24 protein-coding genes are annotated in these 18401 nt (G+C 46.5%); 15 read left to right on the forward strand and 9 right to left on the reverse strand.

The window, feature by feature from the left end:
* Positions 1–169: 169 nt before the first annotated feature.
* From JFQ59_RS07790 to JFQ59_RS07830, 9 genes are read left to right on the forward strand one after another with little or no spacing between them, the layout of a single operon-like run.
* Positions 170–562 (forward strand): bacteriohemerythrin, encoded by a 393-nt coding sequence (locus tag JFQ59_RS07790; protein ID WP_202319866.1) that lies wholly within the window; start codon positions 170–172, stop codon positions 560–562.
* The gene (locus JFQ59_RS07795) at positions 562–1038 is read left to right on the forward strand and encodes a chemotaxis protein CheW (protein WP_202319980.1); all 477 of its coding nucleotides are present in this window, start codon (positions 562–564) and stop codon (positions 1036–1038) included. Before JFQ59_RS07790 ends, JFQ59_RS07795 begins: the two co-directional genes overlap by 1 nt.
* A gap of 14 nt (positions 1039–1052) precedes the next feature.
* A complete protein-coding gene (locus JFQ59_RS07800) occupies positions 1053–1859 on the forward strand; it encodes a CheF family chemotaxis protein (RefSeq protein WP_202319867.1) in 807 nt (268 codons plus the stop codon).
* Between the two features lie 6 nt (positions 1860–1865).
* Positions 1866–2231 (forward strand): response regulator, encoded by a 366-nt coding sequence (locus JFQ59_RS07805; protein ID WP_202319868.1) that lies wholly within the window; start codon positions 1866–1868, stop codon positions 2229–2231.
* A gap of 5 nt (positions 2232–2236) precedes the next feature.
* Positions 2237–3283, forward strand: a complete 1047-nt coding sequence (locus tag JFQ59_RS07810; protein ID WP_202319981.1) for a protein-glutamate methylesterase/protein-glutamine glutaminase — start codon at positions 2237–2239, stop codon at positions 3281–3283.
* The gene (locus JFQ59_RS07815; protein WP_202319869.1) at positions 3276–5216 is read left to right on the forward strand and encodes a chemotaxis protein CheA; all 1941 of its coding nucleotides are present in this window, start codon (positions 3276–3278) and stop codon (positions 5214–5216) included. Before JFQ59_RS07810 ends, JFQ59_RS07815 begins: the two co-directional genes overlap by 8 nt.
* The gene (locus JFQ59_RS07820; protein WP_202319870.1) at positions 5200–5817 is read left to right on the forward strand and encodes a chemotaxis protein CheC; all 618 of its coding nucleotides are present in this window, start codon (positions 5200–5202) and stop codon (positions 5815–5817) included. Before JFQ59_RS07815 ends, JFQ59_RS07820 begins: the two co-directional genes overlap by 17 nt.
* Positions 5814–6290 (forward strand): chemotaxis protein CheD, encoded by a 477-nt coding sequence (locus tag JFQ59_RS07825; protein ID WP_230972392.1) that lies wholly within the window; start codon positions 5814–5816, stop codon positions 6288–6290. The genes JFQ59_RS07820 and JFQ59_RS07825 overlap by 4 nt, the downstream gene beginning before the upstream one ends.
* Entirely contained in the window at positions 6281–7096 is an 816-nt protein-coding gene (locus JFQ59_RS07830; RefSeq protein ID WP_202319871.1) for a CheR family methyltransferase, read from the forward strand. The genes JFQ59_RS07825 and JFQ59_RS07830 overlap by 10 nt, the downstream gene beginning before the upstream one ends.
* Here JFQ59_RS07830 and JFQ59_RS07835 read toward each other — a convergent pair.
* On the reverse strand, positions 7080–7499 hold the full coding sequence (locus JFQ59_RS07835) for a PIN domain-containing protein (RefSeq protein ID WP_202319872.1): 420 nt from the start codon (positions 7497–7499) through the stop codon (positions 7080–7082). The genes JFQ59_RS07830 and JFQ59_RS07835 overlap by 17 nt on opposite strands.
* Before the next feature lie 4 nt (positions 7500–7503).
* Positions 7504–7692, reverse strand: a complete 189-nt coding sequence (locus JFQ59_RS07840; RefSeq protein WP_202319873.1) for a hypothetical protein — start codon at positions 7690–7692, stop codon at positions 7504–7506.
* Between the two features lie 125 nt (positions 7693–7817).
* On the opposite strand from JFQ59_RS07840, the gene JFQ59_RS07845 reads away from it, so the two are divergent.
* Both JFQ59_RS07845 and JFQ59_RS12685 read left to right on the forward strand, forming a co-directional pair.
* A complete protein-coding gene (locus JFQ59_RS07845; protein ID WP_202319874.1) occupies positions 7818–8090 on the forward strand; it encodes a winged helix-turn-helix domain-containing protein in 273 nt (90 codons plus the stop codon).
* Between the two features lie 101 nt (positions 8091–8191).
* Positions 8192–9310 (forward strand): methyl-accepting chemotaxis protein, encoded by a 1119-nt coding sequence (locus tag JFQ59_RS12685; RefSeq protein WP_202319875.1) that lies wholly within the window; start codon positions 8192–8194, stop codon positions 9308–9310.
* Positions 9311–9378: 68 nt separating this feature from the next.
* Here the strand turns inward: JFQ59_RS12685 and JFQ59_RS07855 are convergent, their stop codons facing one another.
* Positions 9379–9666: a winged helix-turn-helix domain-containing protein gene (locus tag JFQ59_RS07855; RefSeq protein WP_202319876.1), complete on the reverse strand. Its 288-nt coding sequence runs from the start codon at positions 9664–9666 to the stop codon at positions 9379–9381.
* Positions 9667–9903: 237 nt separating this feature from the next.
* Here JFQ59_RS07855 and JFQ59_RS07860 point away from each other — a divergent pair, with 237 nt between their 5' ends.
* Together JFQ59_RS07860 and JFQ59_RS07865 are read left to right on the forward strand one after the other, a co-directional pair.
* Entirely contained in the window at positions 9904–11295 is a 1392-nt protein-coding gene (locus JFQ59_RS07860; protein ID WP_202319877.1) for a methyl-accepting chemotaxis protein, read from the forward strand.
* The gene (locus tag JFQ59_RS07865) at positions 11296–11772 is read left to right on the forward strand and encodes a chemotaxis protein CheW (RefSeq protein ID WP_202319878.1); all 477 of its coding nucleotides are present in this window, start codon (positions 11296–11298) and stop codon (positions 11770–11772) included.
* A 149-nt stretch (positions 11773–11921) separates the two neighbouring features.
* On the opposite strand, the gene JFQ59_RS07870 is transcribed toward JFQ59_RS07865, so the two are convergent.
* Positions 11922–12926 carry a zinc metalloprotease HtpX gene (locus tag JFQ59_RS07870; protein WP_202319879.1) on the reverse strand — a complete coding sequence of 335 codons (1005 nt, stop codon included), beginning with the start codon at positions 12924–12926 and terminating at the stop codon, positions 11922–11924.
* 78 nt (positions 12927–13004) lie between these two features.
* On the opposite strand from JFQ59_RS07870, the gene JFQ59_RS07875 reads away from it, so the two are divergent.
* Together JFQ59_RS07875 and JFQ59_RS07880 are read left to right on the forward strand one after the other, a co-directional pair.
* On the forward strand, positions 13005–13148 hold the full coding sequence (locus tag JFQ59_RS07875) for a hypothetical protein (RefSeq protein ID WP_202319880.1): 144 nt from the start codon (positions 13005–13007) through the stop codon (positions 13146–13148).
* Positions 13142–14518 (forward strand): sodium:solute symporter family protein, encoded by a 1377-nt coding sequence (locus JFQ59_RS07880; RefSeq protein WP_330999863.1) that lies wholly within the window; start codon positions 13142–13144, stop codon positions 14516–14518. The genes JFQ59_RS07875 and JFQ59_RS07880 overlap by 7 nt, the downstream gene beginning before the upstream one ends.
* Here JFQ59_RS07880 and JFQ59_RS07885 read toward each other — a convergent pair.
* From JFQ59_RS07885 to JFQ59_RS07905, 5 genes are read right to left on the reverse strand one after another with little or no spacing between them, the layout of a single operon-like run.
* Positions 14504–15487 carry an RNA-guided pseudouridylation complex pseudouridine synthase subunit Cbf5 gene (locus JFQ59_RS07885; RefSeq protein ID WP_202319881.1) on the reverse strand — a complete coding sequence of 328 codons (984 nt, stop codon included), beginning with the start codon at positions 15485–15487 and terminating at the stop codon, positions 14504–14506. The genes JFQ59_RS07880 and JFQ59_RS07885 overlap by 15 nt on opposite strands.
* A 38-nt stretch (positions 15488–15525) precedes the next feature.
* Positions 15526–15780 carry a hypothetical protein gene (locus JFQ59_RS07890; RefSeq protein WP_202319882.1) on the reverse strand — a complete coding sequence of 85 codons (255 nt, stop codon included), beginning with the start codon at positions 15778–15780 and terminating at the stop codon, positions 15526–15528.
* Positions 15777–16634 (reverse strand): sulfite exporter TauE/SafE family protein, encoded by an 858-nt coding sequence (locus JFQ59_RS07895; RefSeq protein WP_202319883.1) that lies wholly within the window; start codon positions 16632–16634, stop codon positions 15777–15779. Before JFQ59_RS07895 ends, JFQ59_RS07890 begins: the two co-directional genes overlap by 4 nt.
* A 1-nt stretch (position 16635) precedes the next feature.
* Positions 16636–17058, reverse strand: coding sequence for a universal stress protein (locus tag JFQ59_RS07900; RefSeq protein WP_202319884.1), 423 nt, complete (start codon positions 17056–17058; stop codon positions 16636–16638).
* An 11-nt stretch (positions 17059–17069) separates the two neighbouring features.
* Positions 17070–18395: a DUF22 domain-containing protein gene (locus tag JFQ59_RS07905; protein WP_330999864.1), complete on the reverse strand. Its 1326-nt coding sequence runs from the start codon at positions 18393–18395 to the stop codon at positions 17070–17072.
* Between the last annotated feature and the right edge of the window lie 6 nt (positions 18396–18401).

Raw genomic sequence — 18401 nt, forward strand, 5'->3', positions numbered from 1 at the left:
ATGGAGAGGGTGAGTGCAATAGCCAGCCAGACCCTCCAGGTTCTGATCGAGAACTTCAAGATATTTGACTCCACGGGCAATGACGTTTCAAGGGATTACGCTGAAATGATGGCAAATGGGGGGAGAAAAGAGTTCACATGAATTTTTAATTTTTGAGAGGTGGATGGATATGATCTCGTGGAGTGATAAGTTTAGCGTTGGGGTTAAAACGATAGATGAGCAGCACAGGAAGCTTGTGGAGATGCTTAATGAGCTTCACGGGGCGATGAAGATTGGAAAGGGAAAGGAGGCCCTGTCGAACATTCTGGAGTCGATGTTTGACTACGCAAAGGAGCACTTTGCGACGGAGGAACGCTACATGGAGAAGTACAGTTTTCCGGGAACTGTGAAACACAAAAGCGAGCATAAGGAGTTTGTTGACGCAGCTACGGATTTCTACACCCGGTATCTGGGTGGGTCTGCAACTTCAATAGAGGTTTACAACTTTCTGCAGAAGTGGCTGGTCAACCATATACTAAATACGGACAAAAAACTGGGCAAATTTCTTTGTGAGGTGAGATGATGCAGGCGGAAGGACAGGTTTTGAAGGGTGATGAAACAGTTCAGGTGATAGTCTTCAACCTCGGAGACGAGAGGTACGGGGTGGACATCTCTCAGGTTAGGGAGATTATCAGGCCGACGCAGATAACCCGAATTCCCAATGCCCCCGATTTTGTGGAGGGTGTGATAAACCTGAGAGGGCAGATAACCACCATAATCAATCTGAGAAAGCGGTTTGGGATGGAACCGAAGCCGATAGACAACAACACTCGCATCATAGTCGTTGAGTTCGAGAATGCGGTGATCGGCATGATGGTGGATACGGTAAACGAGGTGAAGTACCTTTCTACTTCGGACATCGAGGCTCTGCCCAACATAATCACGGCCAGAGAGGAAGCAAAGTTCCTCAAGGGGGTGGGAAAGCTTCCGGACGGTCTGCTGATAATGATAGACCTGAACAAGGTGTTGAGTGAAGATGAGGTGGAGAGGCTGAGGTGAGCTTGAGGTAGCCTATGAGCGAGAATAAGGAGCTCAGGATACCGGTGGAGTATTTCGACAATGGCTGGAAAAAAGGGGAGGCGACAATCTCAAAAACTGCGATATCCTTTGCCGGACTGACAATTCCATTCAAAGAAATCCAGGATCTCGAAAAACTGAATTTTGAGGGTAAGGAGGCGATAAGGATAAAGAAGGACGGAAACTACTATCTCCATTTCGGAAACAGACAGGATCAGATTTTCAGATATCTGGCATTCAACCTGAAATCGGACAGATTTGCCGTTTATTTCCTCTCCCCCGCAACACGTGGGGGTGTGGTTGTGAGCGATAGCAAGTGGGACAAGGGGTATCTGAGCATAACCGATGAGGCGCTGTGGTTTCTGTCAACTTCAAGACAAATTCGAATTTCGATTGAAAATCTGGGCTCCGTTGGGAAGGACGTGAGAACGGTGGGTAAAAAGCAGAGGGTTGTTCTCGTCATCACGCATGTGGAGAACGGCGAGGTAATCACGAGCTTCGTTCTCTGTCCTGAAACCACCATGGACATGCTTCAGGAGTATATAAAGAACATAATCGACAGACACAAGCCGAATGAGGATCTTTCAGAAATAGAGGAGCAGATTCTGACGATGGTGTATACCGGGGTGGATTCAGTGAGTGTTGAATCCATTCTGGGAATAACCACAGAAGAACTTAACAAGCTGTACGACAGGCTCGTGAATTTGGGTCTGGCGAGGGTTGTGAAGATACGAAAGGAAATTGAGCTCACACCCAGAGGTGTGGCTCTTGTTAGCGATATTATGAAAAAAGCTGCGAGGTGAGGATGTATGCCAAAAGTGTTGATTGTGGATGATACGGCTTTTATGAGGAAACTTCTGAGAAATATACTGTTTTCCGGCGGTTTTGACATCGCCGGGGAGGCTGAAAATGGAAAACAGGCAGTGGAGATGTACAAACAGCTCAAGCCCGACATCGTCACCATGGACATCGTAATGCCTGAAATGAATGGCATCGAAGCGCTGAAGGCTATAAAGAAAATGGACCCAAATGCGAAGGTTGTGATGTGCACGGCTGTTGGGCAGGAGCAGATGGTTAAGGCAGCGATAAAACTCGGAGCGAAAGGATACATCGTCAAGCCCTTCCAGGCTCCGAAGGTTATTGAGGAGCTGAAAAAGGTATCCGGAATGAGTTAATGATTATGAGAGTGCTTGTGGTTGACGATTCGGCGCTCGTGAGAATGGCGGTCAGCGACATACTGAGTAAAGCAGGAATGGAAGTAGTTGACACGGCTAAAAATGGGAAGGAGGCTGTAGAGAAGACGCTAAAGCTAAAACCGGATGTCATAACTCTGGATATCAACATGCCCGTTATGGACGGCCTTACAGCACTTAAAATCATAATGGAGAAAAGGCCAACACCTGTGGTGATGCTGAGCTCTTTAACAAAAGAGGGTGCCAGAGAGACTCTGGAAGCTCTGAAGATCGGTGCGGTGGATTTCGTAACAAAGCCCGATGGCGCCCTGGTTGATCTTTCATCAGTTGCACAGGATCTTGTGAACAAGGTCAGTATGGCGGCGACAACCTCTCTCAACGTCCTGAGACTTCAGAATCTCAAGAAGATAAAGGGTGAGGTGGTCAGGGGTAACTGGAAGGGCAGGACCAAGGATGTGTGCGTTCTTATTGGCTCTTCAACAGGTGGACCTTCTGCGCTGGAAATGATAATTCCCAGACTACCTGCAGACATTCCTTCTCCGGTCTTCGTTGTTCAGCACATGCCTCCTGGATTCACGAAGCAGCTTGCTGAGAGGCTCAATTCCATGTCAGAGGTTGAGGTGAAAGAGGCTGAGAACAATGAGAGGGTGAAGGACGGAGTCGTCTACATAGCTCCCGGTGGATACCACATGAAGGTGAGGAGGGCTGCCAATGTGGTCCGCATAAAAATCGTCGACGGAGAGCCCGTAAATGCGGTGAAACCGTCCGTTGATGTCACGGCCGATTCCGTGGTGCAGGCTTACGGTGGAAACGTTGTTGGGGCAATACTTACCGGAATGGGGGAGGATGGGGCATATGGGATGAGGCTGATAAAGGAGAAGGGTGGACTAACTGTGGCGAGCAGTGAGGATACATGTGTTGTGTTCGGTATGCCAAAGGCCGCAATAGAGATAGGGGGCATAGTGTCGGTGAAGCCGGTTTTTGAGATAGCAGAAGAGATCGTTCGATTTTTGGAGGTGAAGCTGAATGAGTGATGATATGGACGATTACAAGCAGGAATTTATCCAGGAGGCGAGAGAGTACCTCGAAATTATGAATCAGAACTTTATAAAGGTCGAAAAAGGTGATATCGATGCCATCAACGAGATTTTCAGAATGGCGCACACGATCAAGGGGATGGCAGGATTCATGGGCTACAGGAATCTTGAGGAGCTCTGTCACAGGCTTGAAAGTGCAATGGGGAAGGTGAGAGATGGGGAAATTGAGGTAAGTGGTGAGCTCATAGACGTAATGCTCAAGGCTGTTGATGCAATTGAAGAGATGATTGACAGAATAGAGGAGGAGGATAACGATAACGTTGATGTTGAGACCATTATTGACGCTATTGGTAAGTTTCTGGAGATTAAGGAGGAAAGGTCGGATGTTGCTGTGAATCGTGGAGAGAATCTTGAGAAGGCAAATCTCAGGGTTGACGTCTATCTCAGCGAAGACTGCATAATGAAAAGCGTAAGAGCGGCGCTGGTTGTGGAATCCCTAAGTGAGATTGCCGAAGTTATCGGGACCATACCGGATGAAGGTGATATGGAAAAGGAGCAATTTGACGGTCACTTTACTGTTTTCCTCAAGGCTGCAGATTCCAAAGCCGTTGAGGATGCCGTCAGCAAAATTGCAGAGATAGACAGGTTTGAGGTCGCACCAATTGAAAGTGAAAGGGCTGATAAAGCCCGAAAAGAAGAGAAGAAGCCGGAAGTCCAGAAAGAAGAACGGGAAGAGGTCAGGATCGGGGATACAATTAAAAAGAAGAATAAAAAGCTTGAGAGCATCAGGGTGAATATTTCTCAGCTTGACACCATCATGAATCTCGTTGGTGAGCTCGTCATCAGCAAAGGCAGGCTTCTGCAGATTGCGAGTGAATACAACATTCCAGAACTGAAGGAGGCGGTTGCGATAATGGATAAGTCCATCACGAGCCTTCAGGACGAAATAATGCAGATAAGAATGGTGAAGGTTGAGAGGGTTTTCAACAAGTTTCCGAGAATGGTTAGAGATCTGGCAAGAAAGCTTGGAAAGAAAGTTGATTTTGTTATGGAAGGGCTTGATACCGAACTCGACAGGACAGTTCTTGACGAGATCAGCGATCCTCTCGTCCATCTTGTGAGAAATGCGGTCGACCACGGAATCGAGTCTCCTGAGGAGAGGAAAGCGGCAGGAAAGGACGAGGTCGGAAAAATAAAACTCTCCGCATGGAGGGAGAAAAATAACATAATTATCGAGCTTGAAGATGACGGAAGGGGACTGGATGTTGAGAAGATCAGGCAGAAGGCTGTTGAGAGGGGATTGATCACTCAGGCAGAAGCCGATGCGATGAGTGAAGATGAGCTGAAGATGCTGATATTCTCGCCGGGATTCTCGACGAAGGATGCTGCAACAGAGGTCTCTGGAAGGGGAGTCGGAATGGATGTTGTCAAGACAACTGTTGAAAGGCTTGGAGGTAGTGTCAGGATAAGCTCGCAGAAGGGGAAGGGTACAAAGGTCAGGATACACCTACCACCCACGGTTGCGATTGTAAAGTCTCTGCTGGTTAAGGTTGCAAATGAGACCTATGCAATTCCGATTTCAAGTGTTGTTGAGGCTCTGTATGTAAATGAGGATAACTGGAAGGTTATCCACGGGAATCCATTTTTGATTGTTCGTGGAAAGCTTGTACCGGCTTTCAAGCTCAGAGAGCTTTTTAATGTTGTGAACGGCAGCCCTGAAAGGGAGGTTGGAATAATTGTGGAAAAGGAGGGTGAAAAATATGCCCTGATAGCAGATACCATTGCTGAACAGCAGGAGATTGTTATAAAGCCTTTAACTGGATATCTGGCCAAAATAAAGGGGTTTAGTGGTGTAACGATCCTTGGAGACGGCAGAGTTGTGCCCATACTGGATATATCCAGCCTGTTGGGAGGTGATAGGCTTGCATAGTATTGAGGATCTTGGAGAAATGGAGCTTGATGCTCTTAAGGAGCTGGGTAATATTGGTGTTGGGAAAGCTGCAACGTCCCTCTCCCAAATGCTTGGAAGGACAATTGAGATGAGTGTGCCCGAAGCCACGATCGTCAGAATCCAGGACCTTCACAAAGTGATCAACGCTGAGGAGATGGTTGCAGGAGTGGTTACAGGACTTGAGGATATTGAAAACGGACATTCCGGATTTCTGTACATTACCTTCCCGGAGAAATCATCCAGAAAGCTCGTGGAGATACTGCTCGGAGATGTCAGCGATGAGGAGATGGTGGACTCGACCTTAATGGAGATAGGCAACATTCTGTCCTCTGCATTCTGCGATGCAACCGCTGAAATGCTGGGTGTGATGCTGATTCCAACACCACCGAGCTTTGGAAGGGACTTTGCGATTGCGGTGATAGATGCGATAGTTTCGCAGCTTGCGGATAAAAGTGACTACGTCGTGCTGTTCGAAACGAAGCTTGAGGAAAGCGAGAAGGAGATAGAAATTCTCGTTATGCTCATTCCGAATGAAAAATTCGTGAGCTACATTCTCCAGCTTCTTGGAATGGTGGAATGATGGGCAATGAGATCCTTGTTGGCATCGGCGAGTTCAGGGTTGCAAAGGGGGCAGTGCTGAAAACAGTCGGTCTTGGATCGTGTATTGGCATTGCTCTGTACGATCCGAAGCTCAGGCTGGGTTCTCTGGCCCACGTCATGCTGCCCCAGTCCAACAACGGAACAAAGAGAAGTGCAAAGTACGCAGATCATGCTGTGGAGATGATGATGGAAGCGATGGAAAGGCTGGGGAGTGATAGAAAAAGGGTTGTGGCGAAGATGGCTGGAGGTGCGCAGATATTCAAGCACATGACAATGGATATGCTGAGGATAGGTGACAGAAATGTGGACGCCATCAAAACGATCCTGAAAGACTACGGCATAAGGGTGGTATCTGAAGATATAGGAGGTAACGAGGGAAGAACTGTCTATTTTTTCACCGGCGATGGAAGAATGCTGGTCAAGTACAGCAAGGGTGGTGAGCTGTGGATCTAGCCTTCAGAACCCTCGTGGATTACGTCAGCAGAGAATCCGGAATAGACCTTCACCAGTACAGGGAGAGCTACCTGAAGAGGAGAATAGAGCTTAGGATGAAGATGCTGGGAGTGAGGGATTTTGGAGAGTATCTCAGGCTGATAAAGGCAGATGGGGAAGATGAGGTGAAAAAGCTGATCAACACGATCACGATCAACGTTACAGAGTTTATGAGAGACAGAACACCTTTTGAGTACCTCATGAAAGTCATACTGCCCGAAATAGCAAGCAGAAAGAGGAGGGTTAACAGCAACATTGTCCGATTCTGGAGTGCCGGTTGTTCGTGTGGGGAAGAGCCGTACAGTCTGGCAATATGTGCACTCGAGGCTCTTGGAGATGGCTGGATGATCTCAATCTATGCCACGGATATTGATGATGCCTGCCTTGAGATGGCGAGGGAGGGATTTTACAAACCGACCCAGCTCAAAAATCTGAGCAGGGCGCTCATCAACAAATACTTCGATAGGGAGGGTGATGGTTACAGGGTCAAGAGTTTTCTGAAAAGGTATGTCAGATTCAAAAAACACGATCTTACAACTGACGAGCCTGTATCGAGGTATCTTGATGTCGTTTTCTGCAGAAACGTGATGATTTATTTCAGCGAGAATCAGAAGGCAAAGGCTGTCAACGATTTTTACAACGCTCTGATTGCCGGAGGTTATCTTGTGATAGGCAAAAGCGAAACGCTGCCGGCGGGTTTCAAGAGCAGGTTTGAATGTGTAAATTTGAGAGAGAAGGTCTATCGAAAAATTACAGACAGTACCTGAGATAGTCTTTGACGTGAATGGCCGGATAACCACTCTTTTTTAATCTCGCTGCAACTTCCTCATCGGCTGTAACGTACATCTCTCCCATTGATATTGCGAGGACCACGCATGTTGCGGTTGACAGGTCAATTTTCAGCTTTTTTGAAATTTCTCCTGCCATAAATATCTGTTCGGTGCTGATTTTAACGGAGATGTAACCCAGAAGTTTATCCACGAGGGAGATCAGTTTCTGTAGAACCTTCTGGTCCGTTACCTCTCTGGAAATTCTCTCGAAGATCTCGTATCTGGCATTTTCAGGTATCCTCACAGTGAGTTCGCCGTTAACTGCCTTTTCCCTGAGCTTCATAGATTCAATGCTGTTGCCGAGCAACCACTCAATGAAGACAGATGAGTCGATAATCATGGTCTCACCTTCCCAGCAAAGTTCTGATCTCGTCTATCTCCGACCAGATACTCTTTATTTTCTCCTGCCTCACCTTTTCCTCGATTTTGCTCCTCAGATACTCGCTCCAGTTGGTATTTATATTTTCCATCTCAAACTTTAGCCATTCTGGAATTCTAAAAGAAACGATTGCGTTCTTTCTTTCACTTCCCATATCATAATTTTCTTTTTGTTTTTTAAAATATTTTGGCTTGTTTATTATTTTTTATATAACAGAATGTAATACGATAATGTTTACAGTCCGTTAAATTAATATGTTTCATAGTGTACTAAATAGAAATGGGTATTGAGGCAGAGCTCGATGGAAAGATCGAAGCATACAGGTCAGCCACTCATCATGGGGCATTGAAGATCATGTTCATTCTGGCCAGTGAAGAGGCAGGTTTTACGGAGATCATGTTCAGATCCAGACTGAGTCCAAGCGTGCTCAACAAACTGCTGAAGTCTCTTGTAAGATACGGAATGATCAAAAAAGATGATGGTAAGTATACCCTAACAAGAAAAGGAGAGCTGATTCTGGAGAGGCTGCTGGAAATCGTGGAGCTCCTTTAATTGCGGAAGTGTAATTGCTTTTATGAAGAAATATTTTATATATTACTTTCAATAACGAAATCTGCAATTGATATCCGAGTTCAGTAGCGGGGGTGGTGGGCGTGGGTTCAGAGGTTTTTGAAGTCGAGCAGGTGAGTAGTGAGACACGGAGTATCGAGCAGATAGAGTATGCGCTGAAGGAGCTGATTGCAGGCAACTGGACTGTGAGGCTGGAGAGAGCGGAGGATGAGAGGTACAGCCAGATCTTTGAGCTAATAAACACTCTGGCAGCAGATCTGGGATCGCTTTTTGGAGAGATGGTAAAGGCAATGAAAGAAACTGAAGAGATGGCAAAGGAGAATATGGAAGCCATCAGCCAGCTCAATGCCGGGATGCAGCAGATTTCATCAGCTTCACAGCAGATCGCAACCGGGGCAGAGAATCTCTCAAGACTTGCGAACAGTTCTCACGCTCTTGTCAGGGAAACGATGAATCTTTTTGAACTTCTAAATGACAACATAGCGGAATCCAGCAAGTATGCAAACAGCGCAATGGAGTATGCAGAACAGGCGAGAGAAAGCGGGGAGGTTGCACTTGGGAAACTGAAAGAAATGATCCACGAAATAGAGCTTGCAGGCAGCATCGTCGAGGAGCTTAACAACACCGTCAAGAACATAGGAAAGGTTACGGAGAGAATCAAATCCATTGCAGACCAGACCAATCTCCTCGCCCTTAATGCAGCAATTGAGGCTGCAAGGGCAGGAGAGCATGGCAGAGGGTTTGCCGTTGTTGCGGACGAGGTCAGAAAGCTTGCCGAGGAGAGCAGAAAGAGCACGGAGGAGATTGCAGAGATCGTGAGGAGTGTTCAGGAGGGGACCAGCAAGGTTATCGAGGCTGTCAGGAAAGCCAAAATGGAATCCGATGAGGGTGGAGACAAAATTAATGCAGCCCTCAAAATGGCCGAGGAGATAGGAAATATGGTTGGAGTGATAGGCGAAAAACTGCAAGAGGTGGCGAAGGAGTCCAGGAGGGGGGTGGAGAAGCTTGAGAGTCTGGTAAAGAACATTGAAGAGGTCGCATCAACTGCAGAAGAAGCCGCAGCAGCAAGTGAGGAATCCTCTGCGGCCATAGAGGAGCAGACCGCAGCCGTGCAGCAGATAGCCAACGGCTCCGAGAGATTGCTGCAAATTGCGCAGGACAATATGGAGGTTCTGATGCAGAGATTCAGAAATCTCACCTAAGGTGGTTCCAGTTTAAATGTCCAGGTTTTGTCAAAAGTAATGCAGCTTTCCTGCATTTTTTCAGGCATTTATACTGAGAACTCCAGTTCTTTTAAAATTTCAAAAATCATCCTTCCCTTTTCAGTCAGGCTGTACATATCCGACTTTTTTTCAACTATTGCGTACTCCATCAAAGTTTTTAAATGTCTGCTCAGAACTCCGGGATTCAACCTGGTTTCCAGCATCAGGTGGGTAAATTTAAGCGAGTTGATTTCAAGGCAGGATAGAATTTCAGTTACACCAGATCGGGCCAGGATTTTCAAGATGTCTTCTTTTTTATACACGACCCGAGGGTTGGTTACATTTTCAGCACCCACTCTCTCACCCTGATTAAGATTACCAGTACTATCATTAATTGTTAAAAAGTTTTTCGCAATACGAGAAATTAATTATCCAAATTTTGAAATGAAATATGAAAAAGGGATGACAACTTTGTATTTTTTTATCGACTTTTTTAATGAAATTCATTTCTTTCATTGATGTGCTGAAATTTTATGTTAGAAATTATATTGTATTACGAAAATTTTATACGTTTTGTATAACGTGCATTTGTTATGAGTAGCGTAGTTGAAAGCTCCGAATTTGGAATGGGGGACGAGATATTTAGGGAGCTTGCCAACGCCATTTCCAGATTAAAGGCCGGAGATTTCAACGTGAAACTACCAGCAGAGAAATACAGTGGAAAGGTAGCAGCAACGTTTGAGGAATTCAACTCCTTCATCGATGACATGAGGGCTCTATTTGCTGAGATACTCAGGGTGTCTGAAGAGGCGGCGAAGGGAAATCTGAGTGTCAGGGCAAACGTTAGGGCATACGGGGAATACGAAAAACTTGTGGAGAACATAAACAGGCTGATAGATGCTATTGTTGTACCTATAAGAGAGGGTATAGAGGTCGTCAAAAGCTATGCTGAGGGAGATTTAACGAGAAGGGTTAGAAAAGACGTGGAAATGTACGGCGAGTTTGCAGCATTTGCCGAATCTTTAAACGAGCTTGGAGAAAGTATGAACAGATTTGTAAAGGACATGAGGCAGATCGGTGAGGAAAATACGGTAGGAATGCGGGAGATCAAAGAGGCGATAAGTCAAATAAACGCTGGCATGGAACAAATAAGTGCGGCATCTCAGCAAATGGCTCAGGGAGCAGCAAATCTATCGAGAATCGCAAACGAGACAGCAGTGGAAGCGAGAAACGTGGTGGAAAACATAAAAAGACTGACTGAAAATGCTAAAATTTCGTCGGAATTTACAAAAAAAGTTGTAGAGAACATTCAATCATCCGAAAGTGAGGGTAGAGATGCGCAACGAAGCATAGAAGCGATTGTAAATGAAATCAGCAGTGTCGCTAAAATTGTAAGTGAGCTTGATGTTGCTGTTAAAAATATCGATAAAGTTACTGAAAAGATCAAATCCATTGCAGACCAGACCAATCTCCTCGCCCTTAATGCGGCAATTGAGGCTGCAAGGGCAGGAGAGCATGGCAGAGGGTTTGCCGTTGTTGCGGACGAGGTCAGAAAGCTTGCCGAGGAGAGCAGAAAGAGCACACAGGAGATTAACGAGATTGTGTCAACGGTTCTGTCTGAAACTCAGAAAGTTACAGAAGCAACGAAAAATGCCCATGAACTCTCAGAGAGCAGTTCGAGGGGTATATTGGCTGCTTTATCAAAGAATACAGAGATCAGAAAGATGGTAGAAGAAATACAGGAGAAACTGATGGAAATAGTACAGGAGGCAGATGAGGGATTCCGCAGAGTAGAGCAGATCGCAAGAAACATTGATGAAGTGGCCTCAACTGCAGAAGAGTCTGCAGCATCAGCAGAAGAGACTTCTGCGGCTATAGAGGAGCAAACTGCAGCAGTGCAGCAAATAACGGCCAGTGTCGAGCAAACATCTGCTTCTGCTGAACGGACAGTCGGGTTTATCGATGACATGTACACAACGAAGTAGGTGAAATATGAGAGAGAGCCTGAATCGTCCAGTGCAACACTACAGGTTGTAATCTTCAGCCTCGGCAACGAAAGATACGGAGTTGAGACCTCACAGGTTAAGGAGATCATCAGGGTGGAGGAAATCACATCAATACCAAACGCTCCGGACTTCATAGAGGGTGTGATAAACCTGAGAGGGCAGATAACCACCATAATCAATCTGAGAAAGCGGTTTGGAATGAAACCAAAGCCGATAGACAACGACACGAGAATAATAGTTTTCGAGCACAACGGAAGCACAATAGGAATGATGGTCGACACCGTCACAGAGGTCAGATACCTGTCAAAAGAGCACATAGATGAGCTTCCAAGCATAGTAACGGCAGGGGCCAGGTCAAAGTTCCTCAGAGGTGTGGGGAAACTGCCCGATGGACTGCTGATTCTGGTTGACCTGAACAGACTGCAGGAGGAGGAGTATGAACTTCTTTCATCTTAATTTTTTGGCCCTGGCAGGATATCTTTAACCGCTGGCGCTCCTTAATCATGGCATTCTTGATTTATCATTCATTCTTATCGTTAACACTACGGAAGAAGATGTAGTTCAGTTTACCGGAAACTAATTTGGGGAAACCTCCTGTCAAAAAATTAAAATATTCCGATACTCTCGATAAATCTCAGTCTTTTTGGAACTGGTGGGTGGGTTGATAGGAACTCCTGAATTGGGGAAACCTTCTGGTTCTTTAATCTTTCAATGTCCATTTTTGTTATGGGCTCGGCGACAGCATTTACGAAAGCATAGATGAACAGGGTTTTGAATTTGCTGTCTGCAATTGCATCCATGTATCTCGGATAGCTGTGGTAGAAGAGGTGTATCTTGGCCAGCCCCCTCTGCATCGCTTCCTTGCTGGTGGCTCTCACACCCTCAAAATCTGCGTAGTATTCTCTAAGCCTGCTGAAAGCCAGAACGAGTATCTGGACTATGAATGAAACGAGAACTGCAGCAAAGCCAACTGCAGCAAGCTGCATCCCTCTTCTGTCGTCTCTGAAAGATGCGTGGATCATTGCATATCCGAGGTAGAAAATGATTGAGGGGAGAAGTCCAAACAGCAGCATTACAAGGTTGTCCCTGTGCTTGTGATGCCCCAGCTCATGCCCGATAACGGCTTCCAGCTCATCACTGTCAAGCATACTGATAAGGGTATCGGATACAGCGACGTACTTCCCTGTCAGTACGTTTCCGTATGCAAAGGCATTTGGTGGCCCTCTAACTGCAACCGCCTTTGGCGGACTGACGTTGAGCCTCCTCGCAACGCTGTTAACAACCATTTGCAGGTTTTCGTCTCTCTTTGCGGAAAAGCTGAGGTTTATGATGAATGGTGAAATAATGTACATCAGCAGGTTAATCAGTATTAGGAACAGAATCAAGCCGTAAATGCTGACATAATAGCCTGCAAAACTCAGTATGGCATAAATTGTTACTGAGGATATCAGCAAAATCATCAGACCGAGGAGAACCATTGACGTGAACAGTGAGAATCTGCCTGAAACTCTGCCAGCAACTTTCGGTGCAATGGTGCTGGCCAGCAGCAGCATCAGTGCGTATCCGAGCATTGCCAGCAGCATGTAGACGGGATCGAAGAAGAATATCATGTCAGGTTTTTCTGTCTTTCTGTTAAAAACGGTTTCTCTTCAACAAAGCTTTTAAACAGATCGTCGAACATATGTTCGATGAAGTGGCTTGAAGGTCTGGTTGTGGTTGCAGCGATGACTGTACCTTTTATGGCAATAAGGAGTTATGATCTTACCACTTATATTTACTGGAGTCTTGTAGCAGCGTTGTATCTGATATACATAGCAATATCGAGGTGGTAGAGTTGAACGAGTTCCTCTATGCCTTCGCTCTCTATACCGTAATTGGCACAGCCATAGCTCTGCTGGCTATGAGGGGATTGAGGACGCAGGAAGAGTACTACATAGCGGGCAGGAATGTAAGCGGAGTGGTTTCCGCCCTGACGTACGCTGCAACCACGTACTCTGCCTTTATGATGGTGGGACTTGTGGGGCTGAGCTACGCAACCGGTGTTGGTGCACTCGGTTTCGAGCTGTTCTACCTTGTCGGCACACTTTTCCTGCTCTCCTACTATGCCCCGAGAGTATGGGAGATGGCAAGGGATCGGGGTTACATCACACCCGGAGACATGATTGCCGAGAGGTATGGAAAAGAAGTGGCGATGCTGATGTCCGTTTTGGTCACTGTTGCTCTCATTCCTTATATTTCCGTCCAGCTCATCGGTGTGAGTCTGATCCTTGACAAGACCGGGGCAATGAGCTTCGAGATGGGTGTTGCTGTGTCGGCGATTCTCGTCGCTCTGTGGGCCTTTCTTGGAGGTTTAAGGGGGGTTGCATGGACTGACGCCGTTCAGGGCGTTTTCATGCTTTTAATGGCCATCGCAGCCGTCTTCTGGGTTTACAGTTTTGGATTCTCCCAACATAACTTTTTCGTCGAGACTTCAAGGCTTGGAGATCTCCTCATCGTCCCAAACAAAATATGGACGCCGATAAGGTTCATATCACTGACGGTTCCCTGGTTTTTCTTTGCCCTCACGAACCCTCAGGTGTTCCAGCGCCTCTACATACCCAGAGACAGAAAGGCCCTTAGGAGGATGGTCATTCTTTTTGGATTTTTCGGTCTTGTTTACACCGTTCTGGTGACATTCTTGGGTATTGAGCTCAGAGTTCTGACCGAAACTGGAATGTTTCCCGGTGTCGGTGACAGGGATGCGGTAACTCCGACTCTCCTCAGCCATATGCCTACTCTGCTTGCAGTGGCGATTTCAATCAGCATTTTCGCAGCAGCCATCACCACGGCAAACTCCATCGTCCTGACCCTTTCTTCAATGATATCCAGAGATCTGCTTGGTAGCGAAAGAGTTGATGCGGGGAGGATTTTGATTGTGGTAATAACCGCAGCAATTTCGATCTTCGCTCTTACCAGACCCGGTTACATTGTGGAACTGTCAGTTCTCAGCTCTACCATTCTTCTCTGCCAGCTTCCACTGATTCTTGGTGTGTTTCATTTCAGCAAGGGTGGAAGAACAGCGGGGATGGCAACACTCCTTGCGGGATTCATGACGGCGACCCTGCTGAGCTATCTGAAGTTATCCCCGCTTGGAGTTCCAGTTTCGGTCTGGACTCTCCTTGTGTCGTTCCTGACATTCTTTGCCCTATCACGTCTTAGATGACTTCCACGCTCTGGGGTAAACTCCCCTCTCCATTACAACCCTTTCTATATCTGCTGCAACACCTTTTTTAAGCCTGAAAATCTCCTCAGCATTCATTAAAGCTTTGCCGATTGCCACAAGCTCGTTTTTCAGTGTAAATATTGCAACAGTTTTATCTTTTTCAACTGACTTTTCCACGAACGCCACGCCCCTCACAGACAGACTGGCACCGTGGCAGATCGCATCAACTGCGGTATCCTTAATCACGATCTTCGGTATGTCTGCCACCGCCATCTCCATCGGCTTTATGATTTCTCTCAGGTACTTTTCCTCTCCATCCTCCTTCCAGAAGACGTATGCATCAAGCAAGTCCTGAAGGGTGTAACACATATCCTCTCCAAATTTACCTGTTCTTGTCCTTCTGAGCTCCTGCATATGGGCTCCGGTACCGAGAACTTCTCCAATATCTCTGCAGAGCTTTCTTATGTAAGTTCCCGACTCGGTGACAACTCTGAAAAGTACATCTCTACCATCGATTTCCAGTATTTCGATATCGTAAACTTCCCTTATCCTTAGTGCCTTCTTTACTGCAGATTTTAGCGGGGGTTTCTGATATATCCTTCCAACAAAGAGTTTCATCACCCTTTCAATATCCGCCTTTCTTGCATCTCCGTGAAGTCTCATCAGGCAGATGTATTCCTTTCCAGACTCCTGAAGGAACTTAACAAGCTTCGTCGCAGTTTCAATGAAAACGGGAAGCACACCGGTAACTCTCGGATCGAGAGTTCCCGCATGTCCAGTTTTTTTAACCTCAAGAATTTTTCTGATCCAGACAACAACCTCGTGGCTGCTGGGACCCATGGGTTTGTCTATGCAGACAAATCCCTTCTTAATGTACTCCTCTATCGGTCTTTTTGCAGGATAGCAGCCGTACTCCTCACTCGTTACGGCATCGTCCTTGATGTAGAAGTTTTCAAGCTCTGACCTCACATTGAGTGAAGGGCAGCGGACTTTTTAACATTTTTCGATCAGGACATAAAAGCCATGTAGAGAGCTCCAATCATCTCGGCAAGCACCGCCACGATCAAAACCCTGATGTTTTTCTGGCTGAATGGTATAATGGCGATAAGAGCCAGAGCTGGGAGGAGAGTCATCCAGAACATTGCAAGCATTACATGGTCAACTCCGAGAGCATATTTTATTATAAAGAGAATGGTGATTGCTGCCAGAGAAACATAAAATCCAAATCTCACGATCTCTGCAAATATGCTGTCGTCTCTCATCCCATCAGCCCCGCAACACCCTTGTAGATGTTTGTTGCAGACGCAACGAAGAGTATGAACATAACACTCGTCCTGATCAGTCCCGGACTGACTCTCAGTGTTAGCTCTGTGCCGATTTTCGATCCCAGCGTCATGCCGAGCATTGCAGGAACGGCGATCTCGGGTATAATGGCTCCTTTGGACATGTAAACCCATGCGGCGATTGATGTGTTGAGCAGGATTATCAGCATACTTGTTGCCACTGCAACTCTTATTGGCAGGAGCATTACCAGATTCAGCACCGGTACATTTGCCCATCCTGCACCAAGCCCGAACATACCTGCTATTAACCCTACGAAGGCAAACATGACCAGAGCAAGTGATGTATTGCTTGCAGAATAGGAGATCTGCTTACCAAGACTTGGCTCGAAGCACTCCCCCCACATCGAAAAAGCTCTGCATATTCTGTCCTTCTCTCCAGGCTCTGGAAACTCCACTCTCTCTGTCAGGGCCATTATCAGCAGTATCAGGGCAAGAAGAACACCGAGCAGAAGAGTTATGTAGTATTTTCCCTCAGGAAACTCTCTTGAGATGTAAAGCCCCAAGTATCCACCCACAAACGCAGTAAGGTTGGATACAAGGATGAGAGGAAGAACCATTCTGAGGTTTGTAAAGCCTCTTTTAATTGACGTTGGCGAAGATGCCATCGCAGAGGTCAGAGCAACCATGACACCTCCACCTCTCACATAGTCAACATTGATGCCCGAGAATGCTGTGAGGAGTGGAACGAACATCACACCTCCGCCAACTCCCGAAAGTGGTGCGACAATTCCTATGATCAGCGAAAACAGGAATATCCACAGCTCCGCGCCCATGCTAATCCCTGCATATGAGCAAGTTTGATCTGGACCTTTTCAGCAGCACCTCACATGGATCCTTTCTGAAAAGTCCCGAGATCGACCTCTTCATGCCAACCACTATCAGGTCTGGATGCATCTCCTTTTCGAGAATCAGTACCCTGTCTGCGTACTTTCCAAAGGATACCTTGACATCTGAAACTGTAAAACCAGCATTCTCAAGTTCCTGCTTGTACTTTTCCAGTTTCTCCATGGTGTGAGAGATCAGCCTGTGATACGAGCTCAGCTCCTTCTCCTCCGAAACGAAGGGTGGAATCTCCATTTCACGTATGTACAGAATTGAAACCTCTCCCCTTAAACCGTCCTCTGCCAGTTCAAGCAATTTTTTAAATGCTGTTTTGCCTCTCTCTGTGTCATCCAGAATTAAGAGGATTTTTTGCATTTCCCCTCCCTCTACTGCAATCCCTCAACATACCCCATCAGCTCTTTCTCGGACATCCTGACGAATTTGTTGTATATCTCTCTAACCTTCTCAAGCGAGCTTATCTCCACCTTGTAAAAGTTTATCACTCCTATAAGATCTCCTTTTTCAATATTGCCGTCAAAAATCGGAAGAAATGCAGCCTCTCTAACCTTTCCACCCTCCTCGACCTTCCAGGGTGTCTCGCACACGAGGTCAACCATGACACCATCGGAGTGGCGCATCGTCTGCAGAGGGTAGACGATGGTGTTGGGCGGGACTTCAATCTCCCTTATTCTCACCTTGACAGTTTTGCCTGCCTTAAGATTTATGTTCTCATCTGCAACTAAAACCTCCCACCTTGCAATCGGACTCCTTTTGTATCCGTAAGGCCTGATTGCTACATCTTTCCGAACAATTTTGTCTCCTTCTCTGTAAACTATCCGGAAACTCTGATCATCCCTGTTCAACACCAGCGGTGCAAGCTTCCCGACTCCTACGTAGTACACGTTTACAACACCGATGAGGTCTCCCTTTTCAATTCTCCCATCCTCAAATGCGAGAAAAATTGCCTGGTGTATTTTCTTAGCTTCTTCAACCTTCGCTGGCTTTCCCAGATGCACAACATCAACGACTGTGCCAAATGGATTTCGAGTTATCGATAAAGGCACGACGACTGTGTTGGGGGGTAGTTCGATTTCTCTTATCTTCACCCTTAAAACGTCGCCTGCCCTGAATTCCACGTCTTCATCTGCAACTAAAACCTCCCAAACCCCGACATTTGTTCTTGTGTACCCAAAGACCTTTGTCCTTATCCTTTTTCTCCTTATCTCGCTGTTGTGCCTCCAGGTAATCTTCGCCTCGACGAACTCCTCCCGCAGTTCGACTTTTTTAGGCTTCAGGTTGAGGAGTTTTGATAGAAGTCCGGTTTTTATAAAAAAGACTTTGAGAACCCCTACAATATCTCCCTCCTCAATAACCCCGCTATCTACGGGCAGGAACAGAACCTTGTTAATGCACTTTTCGTCCTCGACCTTTGACGGCATTCCGCATTCAATCACGTCAAGAACCGTGCCAAGGGCATGCCTCATTATGTGCAGCGGACCCACCATCGTGTCTCCTGGCAGTGTGAAGGGATTTATCTCGACAATAACAGGCTTCCCGGCCTCCACCTTAATGCTTTCCCTCGCTATAAGTGTTTTCCATTGGGTAACGGGAGTCATCCTGTAGCCGAATGGCTTCAATTCCGTGTTGAATCTCTCTCTCCTTCCGCCTACTTTATCGACCCAGTAATTCATCCTGACCTTCACTGCTATCACCGTCTA

This window comes from Archaeoglobus neptunius (assembly GCF_016757965.1).
GTDB lineage: Archaea > Halobacteriota > Archaeoglobi > Archaeoglobales > Archaeoglobaceae > Archaeoglobus > Archaeoglobus neptunius.

Bases quoted from the DNA above. Each gene is read 5' to 3' on its own strand.
- JFQ59_RS07790 (WP_202319866.1), top strand. From the start codon at position 170: ATGATCTCGTGGAGTGATAAGTTTAGCGTTGGGGTTAAAACGATAGAT.
- JFQ59_RS07795 (WP_202319980.1), top strand. From the start codon at position 562: ATGCAGGCGGAAGGACAGGTTTTGAAGGGTGATGAAACAGTTCAGGTG.
- JFQ59_RS07800 (WP_202319867.1), top strand. From the start codon at position 1,053: ATGAGCGAGAATAAGGAGCTCAGGATACCGGTGGAGTATTTCGACAAT.
- JFQ59_RS07805 (WP_202319868.1), top strand. From the start codon at position 1,866: ATGCCAAAAGTGTTGATTGTGGATGATACGGCTTTTATGAGGAAACTT.
- JFQ59_RS07810 (WP_202319981.1), top strand. From the start codon at position 2,237: ATGAGAGTGCTTGTGGTTGACGATTCGGCGCTCGTGAGAATGGCGGTC.
- JFQ59_RS07815 (WP_202319869.1), top strand. From the start codon at position 3,276: ATGAGTGATGATATGGACGATTACAAGCAGGAATTTATCCAGGAGGCG.
- JFQ59_RS07825 (WP_230972392.1), top strand. From the start codon at position 5,814: ATGATGGGCAATGAGATCCTTGTTGGCATCGGCGAGTTCAGGGTTGCA.
- JFQ59_RS07835 (WP_202319872.1), bottom strand. From the start codon at position 7,499: ATGATTATCGACTCATCTGTCTTCATTGAGTGGTTGCTCGGCAACAGC.
- JFQ59_RS07840 (WP_202319873.1), bottom strand. From the start codon at position 7,692: ATGGGAAGTGAAAGAAAGAACGCAATCGTTTCTTTTAGAATTCCAGAA.
- JFQ59_RS07845 (WP_202319874.1), top strand. From the start codon at position 7,818: ATGGGTATTGAGGCAGAGCTCGATGGAAAGATCGAAGCATACAGGTCA.
- JFQ59_RS07860 (WP_202319877.1), top strand. From the start codon at position 9,904: ATGAGTAGCGTAGTTGAAAGCTCCGAATTTGGAATGGGGGACGAGATA.
- JFQ59_RS07870 (WP_202319879.1), bottom strand. From the start codon at position 12,926: ATGATATTCTTCTTCGATCCCGTCTACATGCTGCTGGCAATGCTCGGA.
- JFQ59_RS07875 (WP_202319880.1), top strand. From the start codon at position 13,005: ATGAAGTGGCTTGAAGGTCTGGTTGTGGTTGCAGCGATGACTGTACCT.
- JFQ59_RS07890 (WP_202319882.1), bottom strand. From the start codon at position 15,780: ATGAGAGACGACAGCATATTTGCAGAGATCGTGAGATTTGGATTTTAT.
- JFQ59_RS07895 (WP_202319883.1), bottom strand. From the start codon at position 16,634: ATGGGCGCGGAGCTGTGGATATTCCTGTTTTCGCTGATCATAGGAATT.
- JFQ59_RS07900 (WP_202319884.1), bottom strand. From the start codon at position 17,058: ATGCAAAAAATCCTCTTAATTCTGGATGACACAGAGAGAGGCAAAACA.